General features: G+C 65.4%; 16 protein-coding genes and 2 pseudogenes. 8 read left to right on the top strand and 10 right to left on the bottom strand.

Features of this window, described 5'->3' with window-relative positions; genetic code table 11:
• The first annotated feature begins 3 nt into the window (after positions 1 to 3).
• The 3 genes from MJQ72_RS26325 to MJQ72_RS26315 all read left to right on the top strand — a co-directional run bounded on the left by MJQ72_RS26325 (position 4) and on the right by MJQ72_RS26315 (position 7,523).
• Positions 4 to 6,033 (top strand): RHS repeat-associated core domain-containing protein, encoded by a 6,030-nt coding sequence (locus tag MJQ72_RS26325; RefSeq protein WP_240593690.1) that lies wholly within the window; start codon positions 4 to 6, stop codon positions 6,031 to 6,033.
• Positions 6,034 to 6,462: 429 nt separating this feature from the next.
• On the top strand, positions 6,463 to 6,630 hold the full coding sequence (locus tag MJQ72_RS26320; RefSeq protein WP_240593689.1) for a hypothetical protein: 168 nt from the start codon (positions 6,463 to 6,465) through the stop codon (positions 6,628 to 6,630).
• A 155-nt stretch (positions 6,631 to 6,785) separates the two neighbouring features.
• Complete coding sequence (locus tag MJQ72_RS26315) at positions 6,786 to 7,523, top strand: hypothetical protein (RefSeq protein ID WP_240593688.1); 738 nt, start codon at positions 6,786 to 6,788, stop codon at positions 7,521 to 7,523.
• 595 nt (positions 7,524 to 8,118) lie between these two features.
• Here the strand turns inward: MJQ72_RS26315 and MJQ72_RS26310 are convergent.
• From MJQ72_RS26310 to MJQ72_RS26305, 3 genes and pseudogenes are all read right to left on the bottom strand, one after another.
• Positions 8,119 to 9,018, bottom strand: coding sequence for a WD40 repeat domain-containing protein (locus MJQ72_RS26310; RefSeq protein WP_240593687.1), 900 nt, complete (start codon positions 9,016 to 9,018; stop codon positions 8,119 to 8,121).
• Between the two features lie 204 nt (positions 9,019 to 9,222).
• Positions 9,223 to 9,312: pseudogene (locus tag MJQ72_RS45200) on the bottom strand (hypothetical protein); the annotation flags it as partial.
• Positions 9,313 to 9,332: 20 nt separating this feature from the next.
• A pseudogene (locus MJQ72_RS26305) lies at positions 9,333 to 11,459 on the bottom strand (NB-ARC domain-containing protein); the annotation flags it as partial.
• Positions 11,460 to 12,605: 1,146 nt separating this feature from the next.
• Between MJQ72_RS26305 and MJQ72_RS26300 the strand changes: the two are divergent.
• From MJQ72_RS26300 to MJQ72_RS26280, 5 genes are all read left to right on the top strand, one after another.
• Positions 12,606 to 13,076 (top strand): GPI inositol-deacylase, encoded by a 471-nt coding sequence (locus MJQ72_RS26300; protein WP_240601423.1) that lies wholly within the window; start codon positions 12,606 to 12,608, stop codon positions 13,074 to 13,076.
• 126 nt (positions 13,077 to 13,202) lie between these two features.
• Complete coding sequence (locus MJQ72_RS26295) at positions 13,203 to 13,400, top strand: hypothetical protein (protein WP_240593685.1); 198 nt, start codon at positions 13,203 to 13,205, stop codon at positions 13,398 to 13,400.
• A gap of 313 nt (positions 13,401 to 13,713) precedes the next feature.
• Positions 13,714 to 14,121, top strand: coding sequence for a hypothetical protein (locus tag MJQ72_RS26290; protein WP_240593684.1), 408 nt, complete (start codon positions 13,714 to 13,716; stop codon positions 14,119 to 14,121).
• A gap of 268 nt (positions 14,122 to 14,389) precedes the next feature.
• On the top strand, positions 14,390 to 14,743 hold the full coding sequence (locus MJQ72_RS26285) for a hypothetical protein (RefSeq protein WP_240593683.1): 354 nt from the start codon (positions 14,390 to 14,392) through the stop codon (positions 14,741 to 14,743).
• Positions 14,740 to 16,350, top strand: a complete 1,611-nt coding sequence (locus MJQ72_RS26280) for a phosphoglucosamine mutase (protein ID WP_396426875.1) — start codon at positions 14,740 to 14,742, stop codon at positions 16,348 to 16,350. The genes MJQ72_RS26285 and MJQ72_RS26280 overlap by 4 nt, the downstream gene beginning before the upstream one ends.
• A gap of 308 nt (positions 16,351 to 16,658) precedes the next feature.
• Here MJQ72_RS26280 and MJQ72_RS45195 read toward each other — a convergent pair whose 3' ends face one another.
• The 7 genes from MJQ72_RS45195 to MJQ72_RS26250 form a co-directional block, all read right to left on the bottom strand.
• Entirely contained in the window at positions 16,659 to 16,940 is a 282-nt protein-coding gene (locus MJQ72_RS45195) for an IS3 family transposase (protein WP_396426874.1), read from the bottom strand.
• A 55-nt stretch (positions 16,941 to 16,995) separates the two neighbouring features.
• Positions 16,996 to 17,349, bottom strand: a complete 354-nt coding sequence (locus MJQ72_RS26275) for a hypothetical protein (RefSeq protein WP_240593682.1) — start codon at positions 17,347 to 17,349, stop codon at positions 16,996 to 16,998.
• Between the two features lie 15 nt (positions 17,350 to 17,364).
• The gene (locus MJQ72_RS26270) at positions 17,365 to 18,342 is read right to left on the bottom strand and encodes a nitronate monooxygenase family protein (RefSeq protein ID WP_240593681.1); all 978 of its coding nucleotides are present in this window, start codon (positions 18,340 to 18,342) and stop codon (positions 17,365 to 17,367) included.
• Positions 18,339 to 19,592: a cation:proton antiporter gene (locus MJQ72_RS26265; protein WP_240593680.1), complete on the bottom strand. Its 1,254-nt coding sequence runs from the start codon at positions 19,590 to 19,592 to the stop codon at positions 18,339 to 18,341. Before MJQ72_RS26265 ends, MJQ72_RS26270 begins: the two co-directional genes overlap by 4 nt.
• 62 nt (positions 19,593 to 19,654) lie before the next feature.
• On the bottom strand, positions 19,655 to 20,638 hold the full coding sequence (locus MJQ72_RS26260; protein WP_240593679.1) for an L-histidine N(alpha)-methyltransferase: 984 nt from the start codon (positions 20,636 to 20,638) through the stop codon (positions 19,655 to 19,657).
• Positions 20,639 to 20,666: 28 nt separating this feature from the next.
• Positions 20,667 to 21,689 carry an enolase C-terminal domain-like protein gene (locus tag MJQ72_RS26255; protein WP_240593678.1) on the bottom strand — a complete coding sequence of 341 codons (1,023 nt, stop codon included), beginning with the start codon at positions 21,687 to 21,689 and terminating at the stop codon, positions 20,667 to 20,669.
• The gene (locus tag MJQ72_RS26250; protein ID WP_240593677.1) at positions 21,676 to 23,013 is read right to left on the bottom strand and encodes an ATP-grasp domain-containing protein; all 1,338 of its coding nucleotides are present in this window, start codon (positions 23,011 to 23,013) and stop codon (positions 21,676 to 21,678) included. The genes MJQ72_RS26255 and MJQ72_RS26250 overlap by 14 nt, the downstream gene beginning before the upstream one ends.
• Positions 23,014 to 23,035: the final 22 nt, after the last annotated feature.

Raw genomic sequence — 23,035 nt, 5'->3', positions numbered from 1 at the left:
TCCTTGGTACACAGAGGACTGGCGGCGACGTTGGTGCCGATCCTGGCGGCCGGGCTGTCCGTCGCAACAGCACCCCACGCCGCGGCTTACGAGCGGCTGAAGGCCCAGCAACACCCTGTGGTGGAAGGAAAAACCGCGTCCGCGGTGCCCTATGCGCCCGACCCCGACGACGAAGCCGCCCGCAAACCCGTTCCCGCGCCCGTGTGGCCGCAGCCGGGCAAAGCCGCCGTCCGCCAGGCCACGACCGCCAGGGTGGGCGGCCTGCCGGTCAGCGTCACCCCGGTCGGGACCGCCGGCACGACGAGCGTCGAGGTACTGGACCGGAAGGTGGCCGAACGCGGCTCCTGGGCCGTGGTGATGCGCCTGGAGAGCAACACCCGCGCGGAGAAGGGCCACGCCGACCTTTCTCTGGACTACTCGGCGTTCCGCTCGGCTTTCGGCGCCGACTACGGCAACCGGCTCCGGCTGCTCAGCCTGCCCGCCTGCGCCGTGGACACGCCCGGCGACCCGAAGTGCACCGGAATCGTGGTGCCGTCGGTCAACGACGGCACCAGGGTTTCCGGCCGGGTCCCGGCCGGCGGCCTGGTCGCGCTGGCGGCGGGCCCTGAGGGGAGTTCGGGCGACTTCAAGGCCACCGAGCTCAAACCCTCCGGCACGTGGGAGTTCGGCGGCTCGTCCGGCGACTTCTCCTGGCAGTACCCGATGCGGACTCCGCCCGCTCTGGAAGGGCCCCAGCCTCAGCTCCGTCTGGACTACTCCAGCCAGTCGGTCGACGGGATGACCGCCGCCACCAACAACCAGCCGAGCTGGGCGGGGGAAGGATTCTCGTTCTCTCAAGGCTATGTCGAGCGGTCTTACCGGTCCTGCGCCGACATGGGCGGGGGAGTCGCCAAGACCGGAGACCAGTGCTGGGTCTCCGACAACGCCGTCCTGTCGCTGGACGGGCGCACCGTCGAACTGGTGCGGGACGACGTCACCGGGAAATTGCGCGCCCGGCACGACGCCGGGATGCGCGTCGAGCGCCGCACCGGAGCCGTCAACGGCGACAACGACGGCGAGCACTGGGTGGTGACCGACCGGCACGGCACCGAGTTCTGGTTCGGCCGGAACCGCCTGCCCGGCTGGGCCGAGGGCCGTCCGCAGACCGACTCCACGTGGACCGTCCCCGTGTACGGCACCGATCCGTGCCGCACCGCCGATCAGACGGGCCCGTCGTGCTCACAGGCTTGGCGGTGGAACCTCGACCACGTGGTGGACACCCACGGCAACTCCATGTCCCTGTGGTACGCCAAGGAAACCAACAAGTACGCCCGGAACAACGACGCGACCAAGGCGACCGACTACGTCCGCGGCGGCTGGCTGACCCGGATCGACTACGGCACCCGCTCGGATTCCGAGTACGGCCAGGTGCCCATGCAGGTCGCGGTCGAGGTCGCCGACCGGTGCGAAGCCAACTGCGGCACCAAGAACGCCACCACGTGGAAGGACGTTCCCTGGGACCTGGAGTGCGCCGGCAGCCCGTGCCGCGTGGCAAGTCCCACCTTCTGGACGACCAAACGCCTGGCCAAGCTCACCACCAGCGTCGCCGTGAGCACCGGGCGCCGCGCGGTCGATTCGTGGACGCTGCGGCATTCCTACCCCGATCCTGGCGACAACACGCGCGCCGGCCTGTGGCTGGACGGCATCACCCACACCGGCCACGTCGGTGGCACGCTCAACCTGCCCGAGACCACCTTCACCGGAATGGCACGGGACAACCGGGTCCGCGCGGTCTCCGACACCGCGCCACCCATGAAGTGGCGCCGCATTGAACGTATCCGCAACGGCACCGGCGGTGAAATCGTCGTCGGCTACTCCGATCCCGGATGCGCCGTGGGCGGCACGATGCCGGCCGCACCCGAAACCAACACGCTGCGCTGCTTCCCGTCCTACTGGACGAGGACCGGCGACACCGACCCCAAGATCGACTACTTCCACAAGTACGTCGTGACCTCAGTGTCCGAAGTGGACCACACCGGTGGCAATCCGGTGAGCACCACGGCCTACGAGTACGTCGGCGGAGCGGCGTGGCATCACACCGAGGACGAGACCGTGCCCGACAAATACCGCACATGGAACGGCTGGCGCGGCTACGAGAAAGTCCGCGTGACCGAAGGGACCGGCGCCGGCACACGCCACAGCGAGACGCTTTACTACCGGGGCATGGACGGCGACCAGCTGCCCGGCGGCGGCAAACGTTCCGTGCGTGTCAAGGACTCCGAGAACTTCGAAGCGCCCGACAGCCCCGGCCTGGAGGGACGGGCTCGGGAGAAGCGCACTTTCTCCGGACCCGGCGGCTCCGAGATCTCCGGCGAGATCGTCGACCCGTGGCTGTCGGATCCGACCGCTACGGATGTCCGCGGTGGTGCCACGGTGCATGCCCGTTTCGTCGCCGACGGAACGACCCGGCACCGCATCGCGCTCGACGGCGAACGAGGATTCCTCCGCACCCGCACCACGACCGAGTTCGACAAGCACGGCCTTCCCGTCGCACAGAATGACTTGGGTGACGAGAACACGGCCGACGACGACCAGTGCACCAGGACCGAATACGTCCGGGACGAGGGACGCTGGCTGATCGAGTTTCCCGCCCGCGAACACACCTATGCCCTGTCCTGCGACAAACAGCCCACCCGGGACGAGGAGATCGTCAGCGACACCCGGACGTCCTACGACGGCCGTGATTTCGGCCTCGCGCCGACCAAGGGCGACGAGACCCGGACCGAGGAGATCTCCTCGGTCTCGGGCGGCGCGCGCGGCTACACGACCGTCTCGCGCGCCACGTACGACGTGCACGGTCGCGTCGTGGAGTCCTGGGACGCCCGTGACGCGCTCACCAAGACCGTGTTCACCCCGGCGACCGGTGGCCCGGTGACCGCCATCGCCGAGACCAACGCCCTCGGGCACACCACGACCACCACCATGGAACCGGCCTGGGACGAGGCCGAACTGAACACGACCGACCCCAACGGCAAGATCACCAGTCAGGCGTATGACCCGCTGGGGCATCTCACCGCCGTCTGGAAACCGGGACGTCTCCAGGGCAAGGCCGAGCCGCACGTCAAGCACACCTATCTGTTCCGCGCCGACGCGCCAACCGCTGTCACCACGGCCGAACTGCATCCAGACGACGTGCGCTACGTGACGTCCACGGTGCTCTACGACGGTTTCCTGCGGCAACGCCAGACACAGGGCCCCGGATCGTCCGGGCGCATCGTCAGCGACACCGTGCACGACACGGCGGGCCGGGTCGCCAAGGCCAACTCCGCCTACCCTGCCAGCGGCACACCCGGCACCGAACTGTTCATCGCCTTGCAGGACAACGGCATCCCCAACCAGGTGCTGACCACCTTCGACGCGGCCGACCGGCCCGTGTCCCAAGTGGTCAAGTCCTACGACCAGGTGCGGTCCACCACCACGACCGCCTACGGCGGCGACCGCGTGGACGTCACCCCGCCGAAGGGCGGCACCGCGACGAGCACGATCACCGACGGCCGCGACCGCAAGGTGGAACTACGCCAATACCGGGGCGGCACACCGACCGGGCCCTACGACAGCACCAAGTACACCTACACCCGCAAGAACCTCGAAGCGACCGTCGTCGACCCCGCGGGCAACACGTGGAGCTACGGCTACGACCTGCGCGGCCGTCGCACGTCCACGACCGACCCGGACTCGGGAACCACGAGGAGCACCTACAACACCGCCGGTGACGAACTCACGACGACCGATGCCAAAGGCCGCGTCCTGACCACGACCTACGACGTGCTCGGCAGGCGCACCGCCCTGCACGAAGGCACCGTGAAACGCGCCGAATGGACCTACGACGACAAACAGGACGGCCACCTCGACGCGAGCATCCGCCACCAGGACGGCAAGACCTACACCAGCGAGGTCACCGGCTACGACAACCACTACCAGCCGACCGGCACGAAGGTCACCATCCCGGAGACCGCGGGCACCCCGGCGGGCAAGCTCGCCGGTGTCTACGAGTTCAAGAACTCCTACCGGGCCAACGGGCAGCTCGTCACCAGCACCTACCCTCAGGTCGGCGAACTGCCCACGGAAGTGGTCGAGTACGGCTACGACGATCTGGGCAAACCTTCGGTGCTCAAGTCCAAACTCGGCACCGGACCGGTGACCACCTACGTCGCGGCCACCCAGTACACCAACCTCGGCCAGACCGGCGTGCACAGTTTCGCCACCGGCACGACCGGCAAACTGATGGAGACGCAGTACACCTACGAACCCACAGGGCGCCTCACGCAGGCCCTGACCACCAAGGAAACCGGCACGCCCGTCGTGTCCGACCTGCGGCAGGACTACGACCCGGCGGGCAACGTCACCCGGATCACCGAGGCGGCCTCCGCCGACACCCAATGCTTCACCTACGACCACAACCAGCGGATGACAGGGGCCTGGACCCCGAAGTCCGGCGACTGCGCGGGAACACCCAGCACGGCAGGCCTCGGAGGTCCCGCGCCTTACTGGCAGAGCTTCGACTACGACGCCGTCGGCAACCGCACCCGCCGCGTCCGGCACGCGACGCCGACGGGTGACGTCACCACCACCTACACCTATCCGGCGGCGAAGGCGGCGAAGCCTCACGCACTGACCTCGACCACCACGACCGACAACACGGGGACGCGCACGGACGGCTACGCCTACGACGAACTGGGCAACACCACCAGCAGGCCCGGCGAGCAGAAAATGACCTGGGACGTCGAAGGAAACCTCGTCTCCACCGCCGACCGCGCCGGCACGACGACCTACGTCGACGACGCCGAAGGCAACCGGATCGTCCGCGCCGACCCGGCCGGAACCACACTGTTCCTGTCCGACACACAGATCCGGTTCGACCGGGCCACCGGCAAGGTCGACGGCATCAGGTTCTACGAGCACGGAGGCGCCATCGTCGCCCAGCGCACCATCGCCGGGGTGACCTGGCTGGTCACCGACACCCAGGGCACCGCACACACCGCGGTCACCGAGAAAACACAGGAAGTGGTGCAGCGCAGGCAAACCCCGTTCGGCGAGGTACGCGGCCAGGCCGCGGCGTGGCCGAACGACCACGGATTCCAGATGGGTGCACGCGAACCAGGCGGTCTGGTGAACGTCGGAGTCCGGCAGTACGACCCGGACACGGGCCGGTTCACGTCCGTCGACCCCGTCCTGGACGCCGACAACCCGCAACAGCTCAACGCCTACGCCTACGCCAACAACAGCCCGGCCAGCTTCAGCGACCCGACCGGAAAACTGTGGGGCCTCGCGTTCTCGATGGCCCGATTCGCGTACAACAAAGCGGCCAAGGCCAACGCTCGCGCCGCCGCCCAGCGCGCCACGATGGCACGGCACGTGAAACGCATCAAGAGCATCCAGGCGGCCAAACGTGTGCACACCCGCACCAAGGCCAAGGTGGCCGTGTCCGAAGCTCGCCGGGTCAGGGCGATTGTCCAGAAGAACAGGTATGACGCCGCCTATCGGCAGTATCGGGAGTTCATGAAGCCCTTCAATGAAGGATTCGGAGACGCTTTGGGTGGCTTGCTCATCGTGCGTGAGGTCGCCGGCATCACGTGGATCAGCGGTCCGATGTCCGGGTTGATAGTCAATGGCTATGTGGCGTCCACGCTCGCCACCGTCTCCTCCGTCGCGGGCGCATTGAATATCCGCGAGAAGAGCATCCTCACATGGATTTTCCACGGTCCACAGCAAGGCGCTCGTTGGGTGCTGCAGGAAGGTGTAACTCCGGCCGTCTGGCATATGGTGAACGGCGCGCACATCACCGGCAAGGCCGTCGGCCGAACAGTTCGCGCCGGAGCGAACGTCGTCCGAGCGGGAGCCGAGACTCTCGGCCGAGGGTTCACCGTTTCAGCCAACGCCGTGGCCGACGCGTTGACCATACCGTTAATGGCAGGCGGCGGCGGGTCGCCCGCAGGCCTCGGCGGAATCAGAGACGGCCGAGACGTCGGTGGGAGACAACCAGGCCCAAGATAGACCTCGTGCTGCCTGTGGTGCCCCGGGACTCGCTCGACCCCGGGGCACCGCACGTTTGCCGACAGGACGCTGTGCTTCTCGCAACTGGTGATATACCGAGTCGATCGCGGCCGTCACGCCTGCGGCGATCTCGGCGGCGTGTCCGAGTTTGATCGCCTGACGCAGGAGGTGGACCGCTTGCTCTGTCGCGAAGTACGCGGTTCGTGGGGCCGCCGCCGTGTTCCTGAACGACCGCTCAGCGGCATGCCAGGGCGTTCGTGGGCACGCGGAGGTGTAGATAGGGGCGTGCGAGCGCGGAATCGCGGTCGGGCCGAGGCCATGGCGGTGTCAGTCCAGGGCTGTGCCTGTTACCTGGTCGCTGTCGACGTGGTGGCCCGTCTAACGCGACCGAATCGATCATCCGACTTTCGAAGGACGGCCCCGTCGATCATGAGCACGTCCTACTTCTACCGGACCACGACGTACGACCCGGCCGATCGTGACGCCAGGGGAACGTACCGCGGGTCCGAGGACGTGGCGAGCGACCACGGTCCGGTGGAGGCTGCCTACCTCGCCGCGGTGACGGCCTTCGCCGAAGGCTCCGGCGTGACCAGCTGAATAGCCGCGACCCCGAGGTCGCCGGATTCGTCCACTTCGGAGTAGAGCCACCCGGCGACGGCCACGGACTGCACGGACTGCACGGACTGTTTCCCGTCGACCTCACCGGCTACCACGACGGCGCGCAGGCCATTCTGGACGTCGGACGTGAGCTGGTGCGCGCCATGCTGCGCGACAACGGTGCATGGTGCCGCCTCGAGGCCGAGGACCGGTTCTTCGTCCACGTCGGCTATGACCAGTACATGTACATCGGAAGCGACCAACCCTGCGGACGTGGGATCGCGCTGACGACCGCGAGTGGTTTGTTCGCCGAACCGGTGGACGGATCGCCCTACGAGCCGGACGACGACGAACCATACGAATCGCGTCCGGCGAACACGGGCTTCTGGGCCGAGGTCGCGGCGCTCGTGGCACAGCACGGCAGGCTCCTGCTGGAAGAGCAGGTCGTCGGCAACCACTCCCGCTGGCATCGACTCACCGGCGACGCCGTGCCCGACCCCGGTCCGCGCGCCCTGCTGAACGTGTGGCCGGACCTATCCACCGATATTCCAGCAGTGCTGCGCACGATGCGCCGAACTCCACCGGCATGGCCGTCCTGGAGCACGCGGACGGCAGCATCCACGGCTTTACACCGACGGCGACAGCCGAGCGGACCTGGCCGAAGCGTTCGCGGGCGCACGCGCGGCCATCCTCGTACCGCTCACCACCGCCGATCACAACCCACTGCTCGTCGCCGTGCGACCGGACGACGACGGAACCGTCCGCGCCCGCTGGCCCACCTGAACCACGGCAGACGAACCGATGATGCGCCCGGCTCTCATCACCTGGGCGACCAACATCGCCCGGACATCCTGACGTCGGCAGAAGCGGGCGTTCGTGACGAGAGGGCCTGAGGCGCGGGCACCGCTATCGAGAACGTGTTCTTGCGATGTCGTTGAGCTGCAAGGTGGGCCTATCGCTGGCAATACGGTGCTCCCGCGACCTGGGCATTGATGGATCCCCGTGCAACCGCGCCGCACCATGCTGGCGGGCGAGACGCGATCAACTTCGCGCCATGATCAGCACTACTGCGCCGGCCGACGAACCTGATGCGATAACTGACCGTGCAACTGGCCGCAAGAGGGGGTCGAACTGGCCGTCCGTGGGTCGCCGTCCACGGGAATTCCGGCTGACCGCTGGCAGTACGTGCGAGATGGGCTGTCGAGCAAGTGGTCCACGACGGCGGAAGTTCACTAGGCGACTTCGAGCTGCATCGGTGAGCGCGCGAAGATTCAGCGTGCTGGGCCGGATGGGAGGTTGAAGCGTACGAGTCGACTTTCCGTGATGATCGAACGACTTTGGGTGGAATCGTCATCTTTGCCCCCAGCGGAGGTCCTTGTAGCCAGGCGGACGAGAACGATTCGGGCCGGTTGACCTAAATGTCGAGAGACCGTGCTCGTAAACTGTCAACTTTGTGCACGAGTAGTGCCTGCAACGACGTCGTCGCACTTATTCGTTCCTCACCGCTTCGGCTTTCTGTGTTGCTTCGGCGACCTTGTCGTCGGAGACATAGTTGAACCAGTACACGCCGTGCGCGCCGACGGCGGCAAGAAGGTCGGACGAAAGCCATGCGACGCCGGTCAATTCGCCATCGATCCGGATCTCCGTTCGGAGAACGCCGGTGCCACTGTCATGTACTCGGAGGGTTCGCTCTTCCGACACGGTGGCCAGCAGGCTGCCATCCGGTGACCAGTCTCCGTCATTCGCTGACTCGATGATGTGCTTGTCGATGTTTCCTTGCTCTGGTAGCCAGTTCTCGGTATTCCAGTACTGGACGCGCCCGTTGGACACAATGGCGAGCCAGTGTCGTTTGGGTATGACGAGCAGCCCTTGTACGGAGTCGTCCAGAGACAGCTTGGTGATTGATTTCCACGTTAGCGTGGAAGTGATGTGCACTTCGTTGCGAGCGGCGACGGCGATCCAGTCGCCGCTCGCTGAGATCTCCACACCCAGCTCGCCTGCCGGCTTGCGTGCCAGAGTCAGCCGTCGATTGAGCCAACCGTTGAGCTGCTGCCCGAGCGGCCACCGGCGAATACGGCTGATCGGACCGCGTAGCTTGCGCGCGAGTCGAATTCGGAGCGGAGGCCGTGTTGGTAGCGGTTTATCGCGCAGGCACAGTCTTGATTCGCTGATCTCGAGATAGACAGGTGGGTCCCAGGTTCTGACGTTCCACACGATGACCTGGCGATCATCGTTGGCGCACACCAGGTTGCCTCCTGTGGAGACATTTCTGATCACGGATTCAGAGGGGTTCCCGAGCATGCGGGAGGCCTTCCAGTTACCGACCTCCCAGACCAGGACTTGGTCGTACAACTCGGCGGTTAGGAAACTGTCCGCCAGCGGGGCCATGTTGTGGATTCGCTCGGGCGAGTCGAGAAGTTCTCGTACTTCGGTCGTCTTCGGGTCGTGAATGGCGACTGCGGTGTTCGTCGAAACCGCGAGCCAGGTCCCATCCGGCGCTGCGGTGCAGGCGTTGGCGTTGGTGTTCGTCGCCCTCTGCGGAACGGTGCTCTCAGCCAGCGCTGGGTTCCAAAGTCGCACGGTGGCGTCGTCTCCGGCCGATGCCAGCGTCGTGCCGTCGGGGAGAAGGCCAGCTTGTTGATTTCGGTGAGATAAGCAGGGATCTGGCCCGCCGGCCGCCAAGTCTCCACGTTCCAGAGCACGATGTGTCCGTCTTCGCTGCCTGTCGCTAGGACAGTGCCGTCCGGTGAAAACACAGCACAGGTGAGGTTGTGGTGGTGGCGGAGCATCCGCGGTGGCTCTCCGGCTCGTTTCAGGTCGTGAACCACCATGCCTTCTTCTGCCGGAACCACGGCCCACCGCTGGTTCGGGCTCACTGCAAGCTCTGTGCCGTGGGACATTTGTGTCTTGGGCAGGGTGATGGCATTTCCGGACGCGGGATCCCAGATCTTCGGATGCCCGTCTTCGAGGCCTATGACACGTCCGTCGAGGAGACTTGCGCAGCCCCGGACCTGGGCAGTGGTCTTGATGACGTGGAGTTGCTTGCCGGTCTCGATATCCCAGACCCGCAATGTGTTGTCGTCCCCGCTGCTGATGACGGTGCGTTCGTCGGCGGAGAAACAGCAGCTGGTCACCCAGCTGCGATGCCCGATCAGCAACGTTTCGGTCTGCCAACCGGTTGTCTCGAGGACCTGCACCGTCTTGTCGTTGCTGCCTTCGGCTACCAGCAGCCGCCCGCTCGGCGACAACGCGAAACCGCTGTAGAAGGAGCTCTCCGTGCTGACCACGAGACGGACCAGTTGGCCTCGTTCTGCGTCCCAGACGCGAAGGCCGTCGTCCGCGGCGGACAGCAGCCATTTCCCGTCTGGGGTGAAGGCGCAGGCTTCGACGTCGTTCTGGTGTCCGATCAGCACCCGGTTGAGGGCCGGGTTCGGCATGTCCGGCAATTCCCGGTACGGGACGAGCCTTGGGAACCCAGTCACCTCCGCGACCGCGACTCGTCGGAGCTCGGCGAACGTGGGGGTGGGCGGCAGGCGGTGAGCGAGTGCGTTGACGACTGCGTGCTCAGGTTCGGTTGGAGTCAGCAGGTGGCCAAGCTGGTCGAGGAATCTGCCCAGTTCCCTGGCGGGGCCGGTGTCGACCAGGGCGAGGTCCTCGGCCACGGCGACCGGGCCCAGTTTCCGGAGCTTCCTGATGACCCAGTGTGGTTCCGTGACCAGCGCCGCGACCTCGGTGTCTCGGCCGGCGCCGAGGAGGTGGTAAGCGAGGTTTCGCCAGAGATACTCCGAAGACTCAGGCAACTGCCACCACTGTGTGCTCTTCGACGTCGGCGCCGTCAGTTCCGGTGAGATCTCATCCAGTAGGACACCGTGCGAATACTTGATTCGTTCTGCGCCCGAGTCGTGGCGAAGGTAGGCGCGAATGACGTCGTGCAGTCGCAAGGTGTGCTGGCTGGAGGACCTGACGACTAACGACAGGTCGGCCAGTTCTCGGCACAGTTCGTCACCCTCGTCACGAGTGAGCGCCGCTGTCGCTTGCCAGAGCTGGATCACCAGGTCCACGGGGATCTCGGTGTCCTCGGGGAAGATTCCCAGCTCGACGACGCGTTCGCGGCGGTCGCCTAGGAGGCTGAACGACGATTCCAAAGTCGCGGCCACGGCTCGGCTTCGCCGCGCGGCGTCGGTCACGTCGAGTGCTGCCGGACCCAGTTCTCGTAGCCGATGGAGCAACTTCTCCGCAGCCGTGGTCACGTCGGCGCCATCCCGCGCTGCGCGCCGCAACGCACCATTGGCCAGGCCCAGCGCGAGCGGCCATCGTCCGGTGATGTCCAGCAATTGGTCGCTCACGGTGGCGGGCAGTGCGAGCCCGCCGGTGACCAGCTCGCGGGCCTGCGTCCGGCTCATTTGGTCGACTTCGACGGTTTCGGTGTCGTTCGGGAGCAGTTCGGTGAACCTCGTGGTCACCAGCAGGGTGCAGCCGCGGCCGGCGTTGACGAACGGTCTGAGCTGCTCGGCAGTCCAGATGTCGTCGACGACGAGCAAACATCTGCCCTTGGCTTTCAACAGTTCGCCGAGCCGGATACCGGCCTGCTCCGGGCTGGTCAGTCCCGGTCGCTGCCCGTCGACACGTTCGCTGATGTCGTTGATCGAGTCGGCGAGTGCTGCGCCCCGCAGCTCCTGCCCCACCGGGATCCAATAGATGTGCGCGAAGGCCTTGTTGATCTCGGTGCGGGAACAGACGTCTTCGGCGAGTGTGGTTTTACCGAAGCCACCGGCGCCGGTAAGTCCTGTGGTGATGCCGACTTTGCCTGTCTTGCCGGCGAGCAGCATGCGGACGATGGGACTGGCGAGTTCGGGGCGTGGCACGAAACTGCCGATGACGGTCGGCTTGACCGGTGCCCCGAGGGATTCCCCACTGACTCGCGTGGGCACCGCGCGCCAGGATTCGAGCCCGATCCAAGCGCCGGACAGCAGGGCCAGCACGACGAAGAACAGCCAGCTCCAGCCCGACGTCAGCAGGTTCACCGTGATCGCGACCCCGATGCTGATCGAGGTGATCGACGCGGCCACGACGACTTGCTTCCGGTTCGATGTCAACCGCGCTCCCGGTGCGAAGTCAAGTTACGGAGAGTCATCCCGCTTTGCAAAAAGTAATAATGGGTCACGACTCCCCGCGAACCCTACCGAGTCGACGGGCACCGGTCAGCAGCTTGTGCCAGTGCTCCAGCGCGACTGCGAACTATACGTGTGCCGAGTTGCTTGGAACTACGTGAGCGCCGACAAACTCGTGGGGTCTCGCGTCGGCGGCGCCACTGGAGTTGTTCGGTCAACGTGGCTGGCGCCGTCGTGCACGATCAAGACCTTTGTTGACGAGGCATTGCGTGTCGCGGTCGCCGCAGGGACGACGATCCCGCCCGTCACCCGCGATCTGGCCGTCGCGGGCCGGCGGCCCCGGCTACTGAGTCCTGTCGAGCACGACGGTGTCGTGGGCATCACGCGCTTGAATGTGAACCCCTTGCGTGAACGGATCATTCACCATCGACTGCCTCTGGCGACGCCATCGTGCCTGGTCGACCCGAGCGATCGATGGACGGGAATCGGTCGACCGCCGTGCTGGGCCGACCTCTCGAGCGATCGTGCATGTCGGCGACGCGCACACCCGGGCCTCGGCCTCGCCGGGCAGCCGACACGTAGCCGGATGAAACGCATCCATCGCTTCTGGGTCCTGGCGAAGGCGTCCACTACCGCACGTTGGCTCTCCTGTTCGTCGATGGAGTGGTGTCCGCGCTTCGGTTGCTGCCGGAACCATCGGATCGGTCATCGGTTGGAACCTCATCGGGCGAAGAACTCCGCCAGGACGGCCGCGTACACCGACGGATCGGCGGAATCGATGTGGCCGGACGACAACGCAAGCCGACTGCCACACCTGCCTGCTCCGGTCTGGGCCTGTGACGTCCGCTTGATCGTGTGCCCGACATGATCGGAAACCTCAAGCAGACCCACGCCTATTTCGCAGACGCGAGAATCCGGGAACGGATCCAGCATCGGGTTCTCGCCGCGGTGACAGCGGAGACTCGGGTCATTGTGGGCCACTCTTTGGGCTCCGTCGTCGCGTACGAGGCGCTGTGTGCAATGCCGCACCAGCGGGTGACCACGTTCGTGACGCTCGGCTCGCCCCTCGGCGTGCCCAATCTGATCTTCGACCGGCTCCTTCCTCGGCCAACGGAAGGCCGTGGCCGCTGGCCGGCTGGAATCCGGCGCTGGACGAATGTCGCGGATGACGGCGATATCGTGGCCTTGACCAAGGCCCTGGCTCCGTTGTTCGGGCAGGAACTCCGGGACGTCTTGGTCCACAACGGTGCCAAGGCCCACGATGTCCGTCCCTATCTGACTGCCGAACAAACCGGTCGCGCCGTGCTCCAGGGACTCGTCGGCGATGGCCCGTAGCGCACTATGGACGTCTATGGCTGGGGTCAGTGCGCCGGGCTGGTCAGCTTCGGCCGTGGCTCCGCCGTGCTGCTCACCACCGCGCCTTACGTTGTTTTCGCTCCGGGTGTCCGCGCTGCGTTGTGAATGTCGTTCAGCTGGCGTCATCCGGAGCAGGTGCTGGCCGAGTATGTCGATCAGTTCAACCAGCATCAGCCCGATCGCTCCTTAGCCGAGCATCCGCCCGATCGAGGGCAGGTTCCCAGCCGGATGACTGGCGTCGGACGGGTTCGTCGACGTGACCGCCTCGGCGGCCTGATCCACGAATATCAGCAGGTCGCATGACGTGACACAGTTCTCGGCACTCACAAGTTCCAGATGTCGTGGTGTGTGAACCGGTTGTGTGCCGGAGCAGGCGCAAAACATCTCGCGTACGTGCGGCGTTGTCTGGCTCGGAGCATGGCAACAGTCAGTCCTCACGAGACTGTTTTCGACAGGGCGCAAAGGTGTGGCCCAGTCCGGTCGGTCGCTCCATCCTTTAGTGGCAGCCGCGATCATCGGCCGCATCAAGCTACTGGTCGGCACTGCGTCGGACGAAGTTATCTAGAAGACACGGGAGTGCAGGATGAAAAACCGAACATGTTTTAGTCTGGCCTTCGTGGCTCTCATCGCCGCTGCCTTGTATGCGCCGGCCTCGGCCAATGCGGCTACCACAACAGCCCAGGCCCCAGAGGCCCAGTCGCCGACGTGCTGGTCGCCGAGCAAGAGTTGGTCGATTCCTGACGGCGAGGGCGGCTACGCGGGCAAGGTCGAGTGGCATGACTACGACGGAAGTACGGACAAGGACAACTTCTTCATTCAGGACACGTTCGGCGACGGACGATCTGTATCCCTACGGGTGAAGAACCACGCCACCGGGAAGGAGTACTACAAGCATGTCTACAGCGGCAACGGCTATTGCATGGGCGTGGGAAACGTTCCTAACGGCGATTACGTCTACTGGTCTGCGTGCAGCTGGGACGACGGCGAGATCACTGAGTGCAGAAGCGGCACGATCACCGAATAGTGCGCCTGCGCGCTCGCGCATCGGCCGGAAGCCGTCCGCGTGGCACATCGGTCCGGCCCGTAGTTGTCAGCGCCGCCGCGACACCTGTACGTTGCTGGCCGGGCAGGTCGTCCGAGAACCGGGGCAGGCGGCTCGATCCCGGTCGAGGACCGTGCCACCGGCACTGGGTGGCCGGTGGGCGGCACTGCGCGGGTGGAGGAGCTCCACAGGAGCTCCGGTCGCCAGCTAAGATGCGTTCTGGCCAGTCGACCCGTGATGGCGGTTAATCGTGAATGTGTGGCTTCAGGCTGGGCTGTCGCTGGGCGTTGGATTGCTGACTGCCGGTGGTGCGCTGATCGGTGTGCGACACGTGGTCAGGGGGAACGATCGGGCGACCGAACAGCGTGAGCTCGCAGCGCGGCGTGAGGAATGGTGGAGACGGTTCGCGTGGGCAGCTGACTTGGCGCTGTCCGACGATTCACCGGCGAAGCAGACGGCTGGGCTGCAGCTGCTTGTCACGCTCGCCGAGTCCGATCTCGCTCAACGGGACGAGAGTCAGTTGTTGTATGTGTTTCAGAAGCGCCTACTGGACGAGTTGCTGAGAGATCATCCTGATCCTCAGGAGGAGGCGACTCAGTCATGACTGAACTCCCTCACGTGACCGCGCAGCAGATCGCGGCGGCGAAGCTGCGGATCGTGCTGGACAGAAAACTCGGCCTGCACACGCCCGAGCTCGTCCAGAGGATCGCTGAGATGGCGAACCCGGGAATACTGCCCGCCAGCGCCGTCGAGACGCGCGCACAGCAAGGCCGATTTGCCGATGCCGAGACGTCTGATCCTTCAACCGGGACACCACCGCCGACCACCCCTGCCAGCCTGCCGCGTGACCGCAGCACGAAGGGGCGCTTGTTCGGGACGTCCGGAATCCAAGGTCTTGCCAACGCCGAAATGAGTCCTGCCCTGGCGATGTCGCTCGCCTCGGCCGCGGCCGATGTCATCAGGCAGCGGACCACCACGGATCGTGTGGTCGCGGTAGTCGGTGTGGAACCTGGCGAGGCTGGCGAGATGCTCGAGGCGGCTGTGGTCGCGGGCCTGGCTTCGGCCGGAGCCGATGTTCACCGGTGCGGCTCGTCGACGATCCCGTCTCTCGTATACCAGGTCGTCCAGTCTGGTGCCGATCTCGGTGTGATGATCTCTGTGCCACGCGGTCAGGTCGGGCAGGTCAAGATCTCGTTTTTTGGCGCGGATGGATATGTCCTTCCTGTGGCTATCGAGAACGAGATCGAGGTGGCTCTCGCCGCTGCGTCGTTCGCCGGGGCTGCGTCCAGGTCGATCGGTCGTGTGAATGATTCCCGAGATGCTGGCGATGGTTACGTCGCACACCTCCTCACCTCTGTACCGCGTCCGCTGGATGGCTTGCGGGTCGTCTTGGACTGTCCTGCTGGTGCTGTCGTGACGTTCGCGTCGGATGTCTACCGCCGGGCGGGTGTCGATCTCGCTGCTGTCCAGACCGCCCAGCGTGAGGACGACGAGTCAGTTTCTCTGCGCCGTCTCCGGGACGCAGTGCGGGACCGCAAAGCCGATCTCGGCATTACCCACGACAGTGAAGGGCGCCGCTGCCTTTTCGTCGACGGAAATGGTGAGATCGTCGACGGTGACCAGATCACGGCGGTGTTGGCTCTGGCCCTTGCCGATGCTGGGAAGCTGGCGAACGACACCGTGGTCACCACCGTGATGAGTAATCTCGGTCTGCACCTGGCTATGCGGGCACACGGTGTGACCGTGGTGACCACGGCGGTTGGGGAGCGGCATGTGATGCAGGAGCTGCGTGCCGGCAAGTACTCGCTGGGAGGGGCTCCTTTCGGAGCCATCGTGCTGCCAGACCACTCCACCACCAGTGATGGGCTACTCACCGCCCTGCTCCTGATGAGCAGGGTCGTGTCGACCGGCCGGTCGCTTGCCGAACTCGCCAGCGTCATGCATCGCCTACCGCAGGTTCTAGTCAACGTGCCGGTTCACGACAAGACCGCGATCGTCAATTCAGCGGAGGTCCGTGACGCAGTCGAGAAGACGAATCTCGAGCTCGGCGACCATGGCCGGGTTCTAATCCGTCCCTCCGGTGCCGAACAGCTTGTACGGGTGATGGTGGAGGCCGCCGAGGAAGGCACCGCCCAAACAGCGGCCGAGCGACTCGCCGCCGTCATTTCCTCGGCCCCGGAATCGCCAAAGCAAGAGCACCCTGCTACCTAGCGGACAGGTGGGCGGCAGGCACGACCTCCGGCGAATACTGACGGCCAAGCATGGGCGCTGGGCAGCGCAGTTATGGACGACGCGGCCCAGCCGGATACCCACCCAGCTCAAGTAGATCTTGAGCGTGGAGAGCATGACATCCAGCACCGACAAATCCCGACAAGGCAGGAACGCTCCGGCGTGAGGCGGTGATCAGAGCAGGTGGTCTGGGCTTCCTCGTGTCAGGGCTCCAGAGCGATGCAGTATCGACAGTGACGCCCGTCCAACGAACGACCGTGTAGTTGCCCCGGTGGGGCGGACACGGGGTTTCAGGCAGCGGAGACTTGATCGTGGTGGTTGGTTCGGGTTTCGGCTGGGGTGTTGTGGCCGAGGGTGGAGTGCAGCCTTGTGTGGTTGTAGTAGTGCAGGTAGGCGAATACGTTCTGGCGGGCCCGGTTGCGGGTCTGCCAGATCGTGGCACCGATCTCGGTTTTCAGTGTGGCGAAGAAGGCTTCGGCGACCGCGGCCGTGCGGAACGCCGCTGTCGGCGAGGGCAGTCTCCAGCAGGCCCTGTGCAGGAGCAGAGGCGTCGCACGCGGTATACGTGGCACGGCCTTGGTGCCCCGAACGAACAGGCTGTCACTTTGCTCACATGCCTTCCCGCTCCTATCGCTGCTCGGCGAGGATTCTGGCGAATCGGCGTCGACTGTCGTGCACCTGGTCGGCGATCAGGACACCAATCTCGTGTGCGCTCGCCGATGTCTCCACCAGGACAGTCCACCTGGACCACCAGGTGCCACCAGCTGGTTTGTCTTCCCGGAAGACCGCGAAGAACTGCGTCGACGCGCCTGCCGCATTGCTGTCAAGCGATACCCGGAACTCGGCTTCAGGGACGTCGATGACGATCGTGCCATCGACCTGAGCGATTCTCGTCGCGTCGGGTACGCCGTGCGAGCGAAGGTATCGAGCATGGCGATCCATCGTCGAGTGCGTCACCGACACGGTGGTCATCTCGCCCATCTGACTCCTCCGGGATCAGGGGGTCGGTCGCGGACAGCCGCGGGCCAGCTCTGTCACGATTTCCTTGGCCGGCTGGCTGGAACGCAGAAGTTCCGTGCCCTGGCCCGCGTACATTGCCATGGCTTCGATGTCTCCGACGTGCTCGTCGGTGGGAACCTTGTCGGCGTAGCGGAGAACCGCGCCTTCGCGGCTGTGCCGGGCGACGATGTCGCCTTCGCCAGGGCGTGCTCCGGAAGCCGAGCTTCCCGCGTCCAGCCAGCGTTCCATCGTGCTGTTACGCAGAGCGCGATGAGGTGCGTTTGGCCAGTTGTCGCGGAACGCGGTGGTGTAAACACAATCCTCGCCGACAGCGGCTATGAGCCGCTCGCGGTACGTCGGGTGCGTCGCGGCTTCTTGTGCCAGGAGGAACCGGGTGCCGACCCAGGCGCCGACGGCTCCCAGCGCGTGTACTGCGGAGACTCCCCGTGCGTCGGCGATCCCGCCCGCGGCGAACACCGGCAGCGGGTGGACGCGGTCGACGACCGCCGGGACGAGGGCGAGGGTCGAGGTCGTACCTCGGACGTGCCCACCTGCCTCCCAGCCTTGGGCGACGAGCACGTCTACCCCGAGGTCAGCGGCGGCTCGCGCTTCCTCGCTCGAACCCACGGTGTGGATGTGCAGGGCACCCGCCGCGGCTATCGCACGACGATAGGGAGCCGGGTCTCCCCAGAAGGTCGAGACGATCGGGACTCCGTGGTCGAGCACGACCGCGAGTCGTTCTCGCTGCGGCCGGTAAAGGACAAGGTTCACACCGAAGACACGAGAAGTAGCTGCTTGGATCGCGAGGATGTGGTTTGCCAGTTGTTCCCCGTCCGACCATGATCCCGCGAGGATGCCCAATGCCCCCGTCTCGCTGACAGCGGCCACAAGGGCCGGTGTACACGCGCTGCCGATCGGTGCCAGGGCCAGCGGGATGTCGAGTCCCAACAGACGCGGTCCTCCACTGCCTGTCATGACATCGGCCTCCCCGCGCCAGTCGGTGAGCTTTGCCGGAGGGGCGGCTTGCGCGGCGTTTCCGGTGGCCGTCGAACGATGCGTAACGCGGGGGCGGCCATCACGGTGGTGACCAGCGCCATCAGCACCATGACCGTGAAGACCGTCGTGGAGATGATGCCCAGTTGCAGGCCGGTAGTCAGCATGACGATTTCGGTGATTCCTCTGGTATTCATCAGGATTCCGATGGTCAGAGCGTCTCGCCGTGTCTCGCCGGTGAGACGCGCGGCGATGGCCGACCCACCCAGCTTCCCGGCGATCGCCACGACGACGGCACCGGCCAGCAGCAGGAGTCCGGCGCCGGAAAGCTGATCGATGCGGGTCGACAGGCCGACCACCGCGAAGAACAACGGGAGCAGGAGATTCGACACGACCACGCCGATCCGGTCGCTCAGCCGGCTTTGCCATTCCGGTCTCCGTGGCATCACCAGGCCGGCGACGAATCCGCCGATGATCGCGTGTACGCCGATCTGCTCAGTGGCCCACGCGCTCAACAGCGCGATGACGAGAACAGCCCATACCGGTGGTTCACCCCAGCGTCGAAGCAGTGGCCGGACCACCATGAGCATGCAGGCGACGAAGGCCGCCGCGAATGCGAGCGATCGGGTCGCGTGCGAGTCACCGAACGAGCCGGCGAGGGCGGCGACAACACCGACGAGAATCCAGGCGGCGAGGTCGTTGATCGCGGCGCAGACCAGACTGATCACACCGACACGCTCCTTCGCCAGCTCGGACTCCTGCAACAGCCGGGCCAGCACCGGGAACGCCGTCACGCTCATTGTCGCGCCGAGAAAGACGTAGAAGACGGCTGGGTCGACCGGCGCGCCGAACCGCGGCCAGATCAGCACCGCGAAGCCGGCTCCGAGTGCGAACGGAACGAGTACGGAGGCGTTCGCCACGACGGTCACGGTGCGGCCGCTGCCGCGTAGTTTGCCGAGGTCGAGGTCCAGCCCGAGCAGGAACATGAAGATCACCAACCCGAACTGGGCCAGTACGCGCAGGCTGTCGATCACCGGGCCCGGAAACACGAAGGCCATGGCCGCCGGCTGGAGCAAGCCGAGCACGCTGGGGCCTAACACGATTCCGGCAACGATCTCGCCGAGTACCCGGGGCTGGCCGAATCGACCGAACAGCCAGCCGACTGCGCGTACACCGATGAGGATCACCACTACCGCGAGCAGGATCCTGACATTCAACTCCGCCGCGCTCATGTCCCTCCGTTTCAGCGCCTGGTGCAGCGAGCCGTCAACAGTTCAGTACCGAGTACGACGGGTCACCTCTTCTGGAAGAGGAAGGCGCCGTAGCGGTACCGCGCGTCGAACCACGAGTTGACTGGACGGCACCCCAGTCCACAGATCTCGTCCGAGAGCGCGTCGATGGTGAATTTGCAGGAATGATCGATGATGATCGAGTCACCCTTGCCGAGTTTGAGTGAGCGGCCGAGCGCGCCCAGATCGACGACCTGGTCTTCGGTGCTGTAAAGGTGTACGACGATCCGCTGCATCTCGACGTCGTAGTGCGCGTACTCGTAGAAGCGCTCCGGCCGGAACGACGAGCCGTAGAGTCGGTTCAGGTGCACCAGCCGGTTGAGCCGGAAGTCCGTGTGTGTCCGATCGGTCGGTGGATCGTTGTACGCCGTCTCCAGCATCGCCTTCGATTTCGTCAGATCGGCTGTGACGAACAAGTATTCGCCAGCGTGAAGGTTGGCGCAGATCATCGCCAGCAGCGAGCGGCGCTCCTCAGGGAGCATGTTGCCGATGTTGCTGCCGAGAGCGGTGACGCAGCGAGGACCGAACTCCTCGCGCGTCACTTGCGGCAGGGTGTTCTCGTACCGCCCGACCACTCCGGTCATTCTGAGATTCGGCACGGACTTGGACAGGGATTCGAAGCTGTGCTGGATCATCGCTGGATCGACGTCGAGCGGTACGAAGTGTGGATCCGAGATCTCCGCACAGGCGCGGAGAAGGGTGCCTGTCTTCTTCGCGCTTCCGCTGCCGAGTTCCACCAGGGCGCAGCCTGCGATCGTCGTGGCGATCTTGTCGGCGGTCTCCGACAGCAGAGCCTGTTCGACCCGGGTCGGGTAGTATCGAGCGAGCTTCGTGACGGCTTCGAAGAGCAGACTGCCCCGCTTGTCATATCCGTAGTACTCGGGGATTCGGGGCCGATCGGAGGAAAGGGATCGGGTCAGGTGAGTCGTGTCGTGCCAGAGGATGTCGTCGGTCTCGACGTACCTGATCTCGAACGCCGGTTCGTTCATCGTGTCCTCTTTTCACTCTCTGGTGCGTTCACACGGTGTAGCTGATTTCGGGAATACCCGGCCGCGAGGAATCGAGCCGATAGGCCGACGTCGCGGCGTCATCGGTCAGCCAGAAGTGTCCGTCCAGATCGGTCCAATCGCACAGGCCTGCCAGTTGCGCGGCATATGCGATGGCCCGAGGCGGTTCCAGGTAGCACCCCAGCATCGTTGTGGCGTCAGCCTCGCGGAGCGTGTCGAGCGCTTCGGCCGCGGGCAGGATCCCCCCGAAGCGCATGAGCTTGACGTTCGCCCCGTCGGCGATCGTCGACGCGTGTTCGACGTCCGCCATTCCTTCGATCCCCTCGTCGAGCACCACCGCGGTGCCCAGCAGGGCGGCTCTGATCTCCGGCAGGAGTTCTTCGTCGCTTACCGGGTCTTCCAGCACTGCCGGCGCGATGGCCTGTACCGCTTCACGAAACCGCAGCCACTCGGCTCGCCCCCATCCTCGATTCACATCGAGGATGATCGGGCCGGGCACGGCTGAGAGACGGCCGAGAATCCGTTCGTCATCCGGACCGCCGAGCTTGACCTTGAGCGGACGCTGCCGTTCGGGAAACTCCTCGTCCAGTGGCACGGTCCGGACCAGGCGGATGTTTCGTGGTGGCGGGAGGCCCAGCAAATGCCAAACCGGTACAGCAGCGTCCTTCGCGAGGAGGTCCAGGTATGCCATTTCGACCAGCAGCCGGGCGGGCCCGGAAGCTTGGATTTCGTTTTCGCGCAGCACGGCCGTCAAGCCGGCCACGTCGAGCCGCCCCTGACGGGCCACCACGGAGGACAGCTTTCGGGCTTCGTCGGCGATCATGATGGGGTTCTGGCCGTGGTCGATCCCGGCCGCGATCTCTCCTTCGCCGACCGTGCCCTCGCCGATGAGGTCGAGGTGGACGAGGTCGACCCGTTCGATCGCGGCATGAGCGAACCGGAAGGGCCGAGACAGAGGCCGGGGTTCGACCCTGATCGCCGCGGTGAGCCTTTGAACGTTCGTAGAATTCGGCAACCTGTCACCACCTGTCATCGGATGTCTTGGGATACAGCTGATAGACCTGCTCCTTGAGGTCCTGGATGGCCCGGTAGTCGGCTTCGATCACACCCGGGTCGGGTGCAGTCTGGAAGATCCGAAGTGGACTCGTGAGCAGGTCCACGGTCGGCTTCATGACCCGCCCAGCGGACAGTTTCACTGTGACGAGGTGAACGCTGGGCAACGCCGAGATGCGGTCGACGGTCCGTTGATCCACCTTTTCCACGACCCCGTGCCTGGCGGTGAACGTGTTGTGCACGACGGCGGGTTGAACCCGTGTGTAGCTCTTCCCCGCGTAGCGGTCGAGGAAGTCGTCGGGACGCGTATAGGCCAGGGCGGTCAGATCGGCTTGGTTGACCCCGAGACAGCGGTCGTGGAATCCCGGATGCATGTTGCCGTTGAGGCGGGCACCGATCTCCACCAGGGCCGGACCGTTCGGGGTCACGATCACTTCCGCGTGAGCCGGCCCGTAACGAATGCCGAGCGTTTTGAGGACGGTTTCGACGTACTCGACGATTTCTCGAACCGGCTTCTCGTCCGGATCCAGGAGGATGTCGCGGTCGTAGATGCGGTTCCCGCTCGGAGTTGTGCGCTTCCGGTATTGCCAGACACCACAGGTGTAGTGGCATCCGTCTGCGCTCACGGTGTCCACAATGTACTCGGTGCCCGGAAGGTAGCTCTGGACCAGGACTTCCGTGTTGGTGTCACCGAAGATGTCTGTCGAGCCGAGTACGGCCTCCGCGGCTGCGGCGACTTCCTCCGGTCCGTCGCAGATCACGACATGATCGGTGGACGCGGAGCTCAACGGCTTGACCACTACCGGAAACCCGCCAGGGGCGTGCTGTGCCCAGACCACGGCATCCGCCGCTGTTGCCGCTTTCGCCTGGGCCGCGCAGTGAAGTCCGGCTGAACGCAGCGACTCGATCATGACGAACTTGTCCCTCCGCCCGTCAGAACTCGCCGCACCGTTCGAGGCGACGCCGAGCCGTTCGCCGAGCAGGTCGGCCAAGCGCACTCCAGGTTCCTGGCCCGCCAGAACTGCGATCGGCTTCAACTGGACGAGGGTGGTGCAGGTGGCTTCGAGCTGGTCAGGTGCTGCGCAAAGGTGATTGTCCGTGTACTCGTCCAACTTCGGCGCGAGAATGGCGGACATCAACTCCGGGGTGCTTTGTACGTGGACCACACGGACCCCGAGTGCGGCGAAAGCCCGCGGGAGGAAATTGCCGGTCGAGTATCCATCGACGATCACCGCGGTGGGGGCGGCGGGGTCGTCCACCGCGAGTGCCGATCGGGAGGACCGGGATGCTGAGAAGGCGGCCATGGGCGGCTCCTTGGCGACGGTG

The sequence above is a fragment of the Amycolatopsis sp. EV170708-02-1 genome, assembly GCF_022479115.1.
In the GTDB taxonomy this organism is placed as follows: Bacteria; Actinomycetota; Actinomycetes; order Mycobacteriales; family Pseudonocardiaceae; genus Amycolatopsis.
This window is presented reverse-complemented; position numbering and strand designations above follow the sequence as displayed.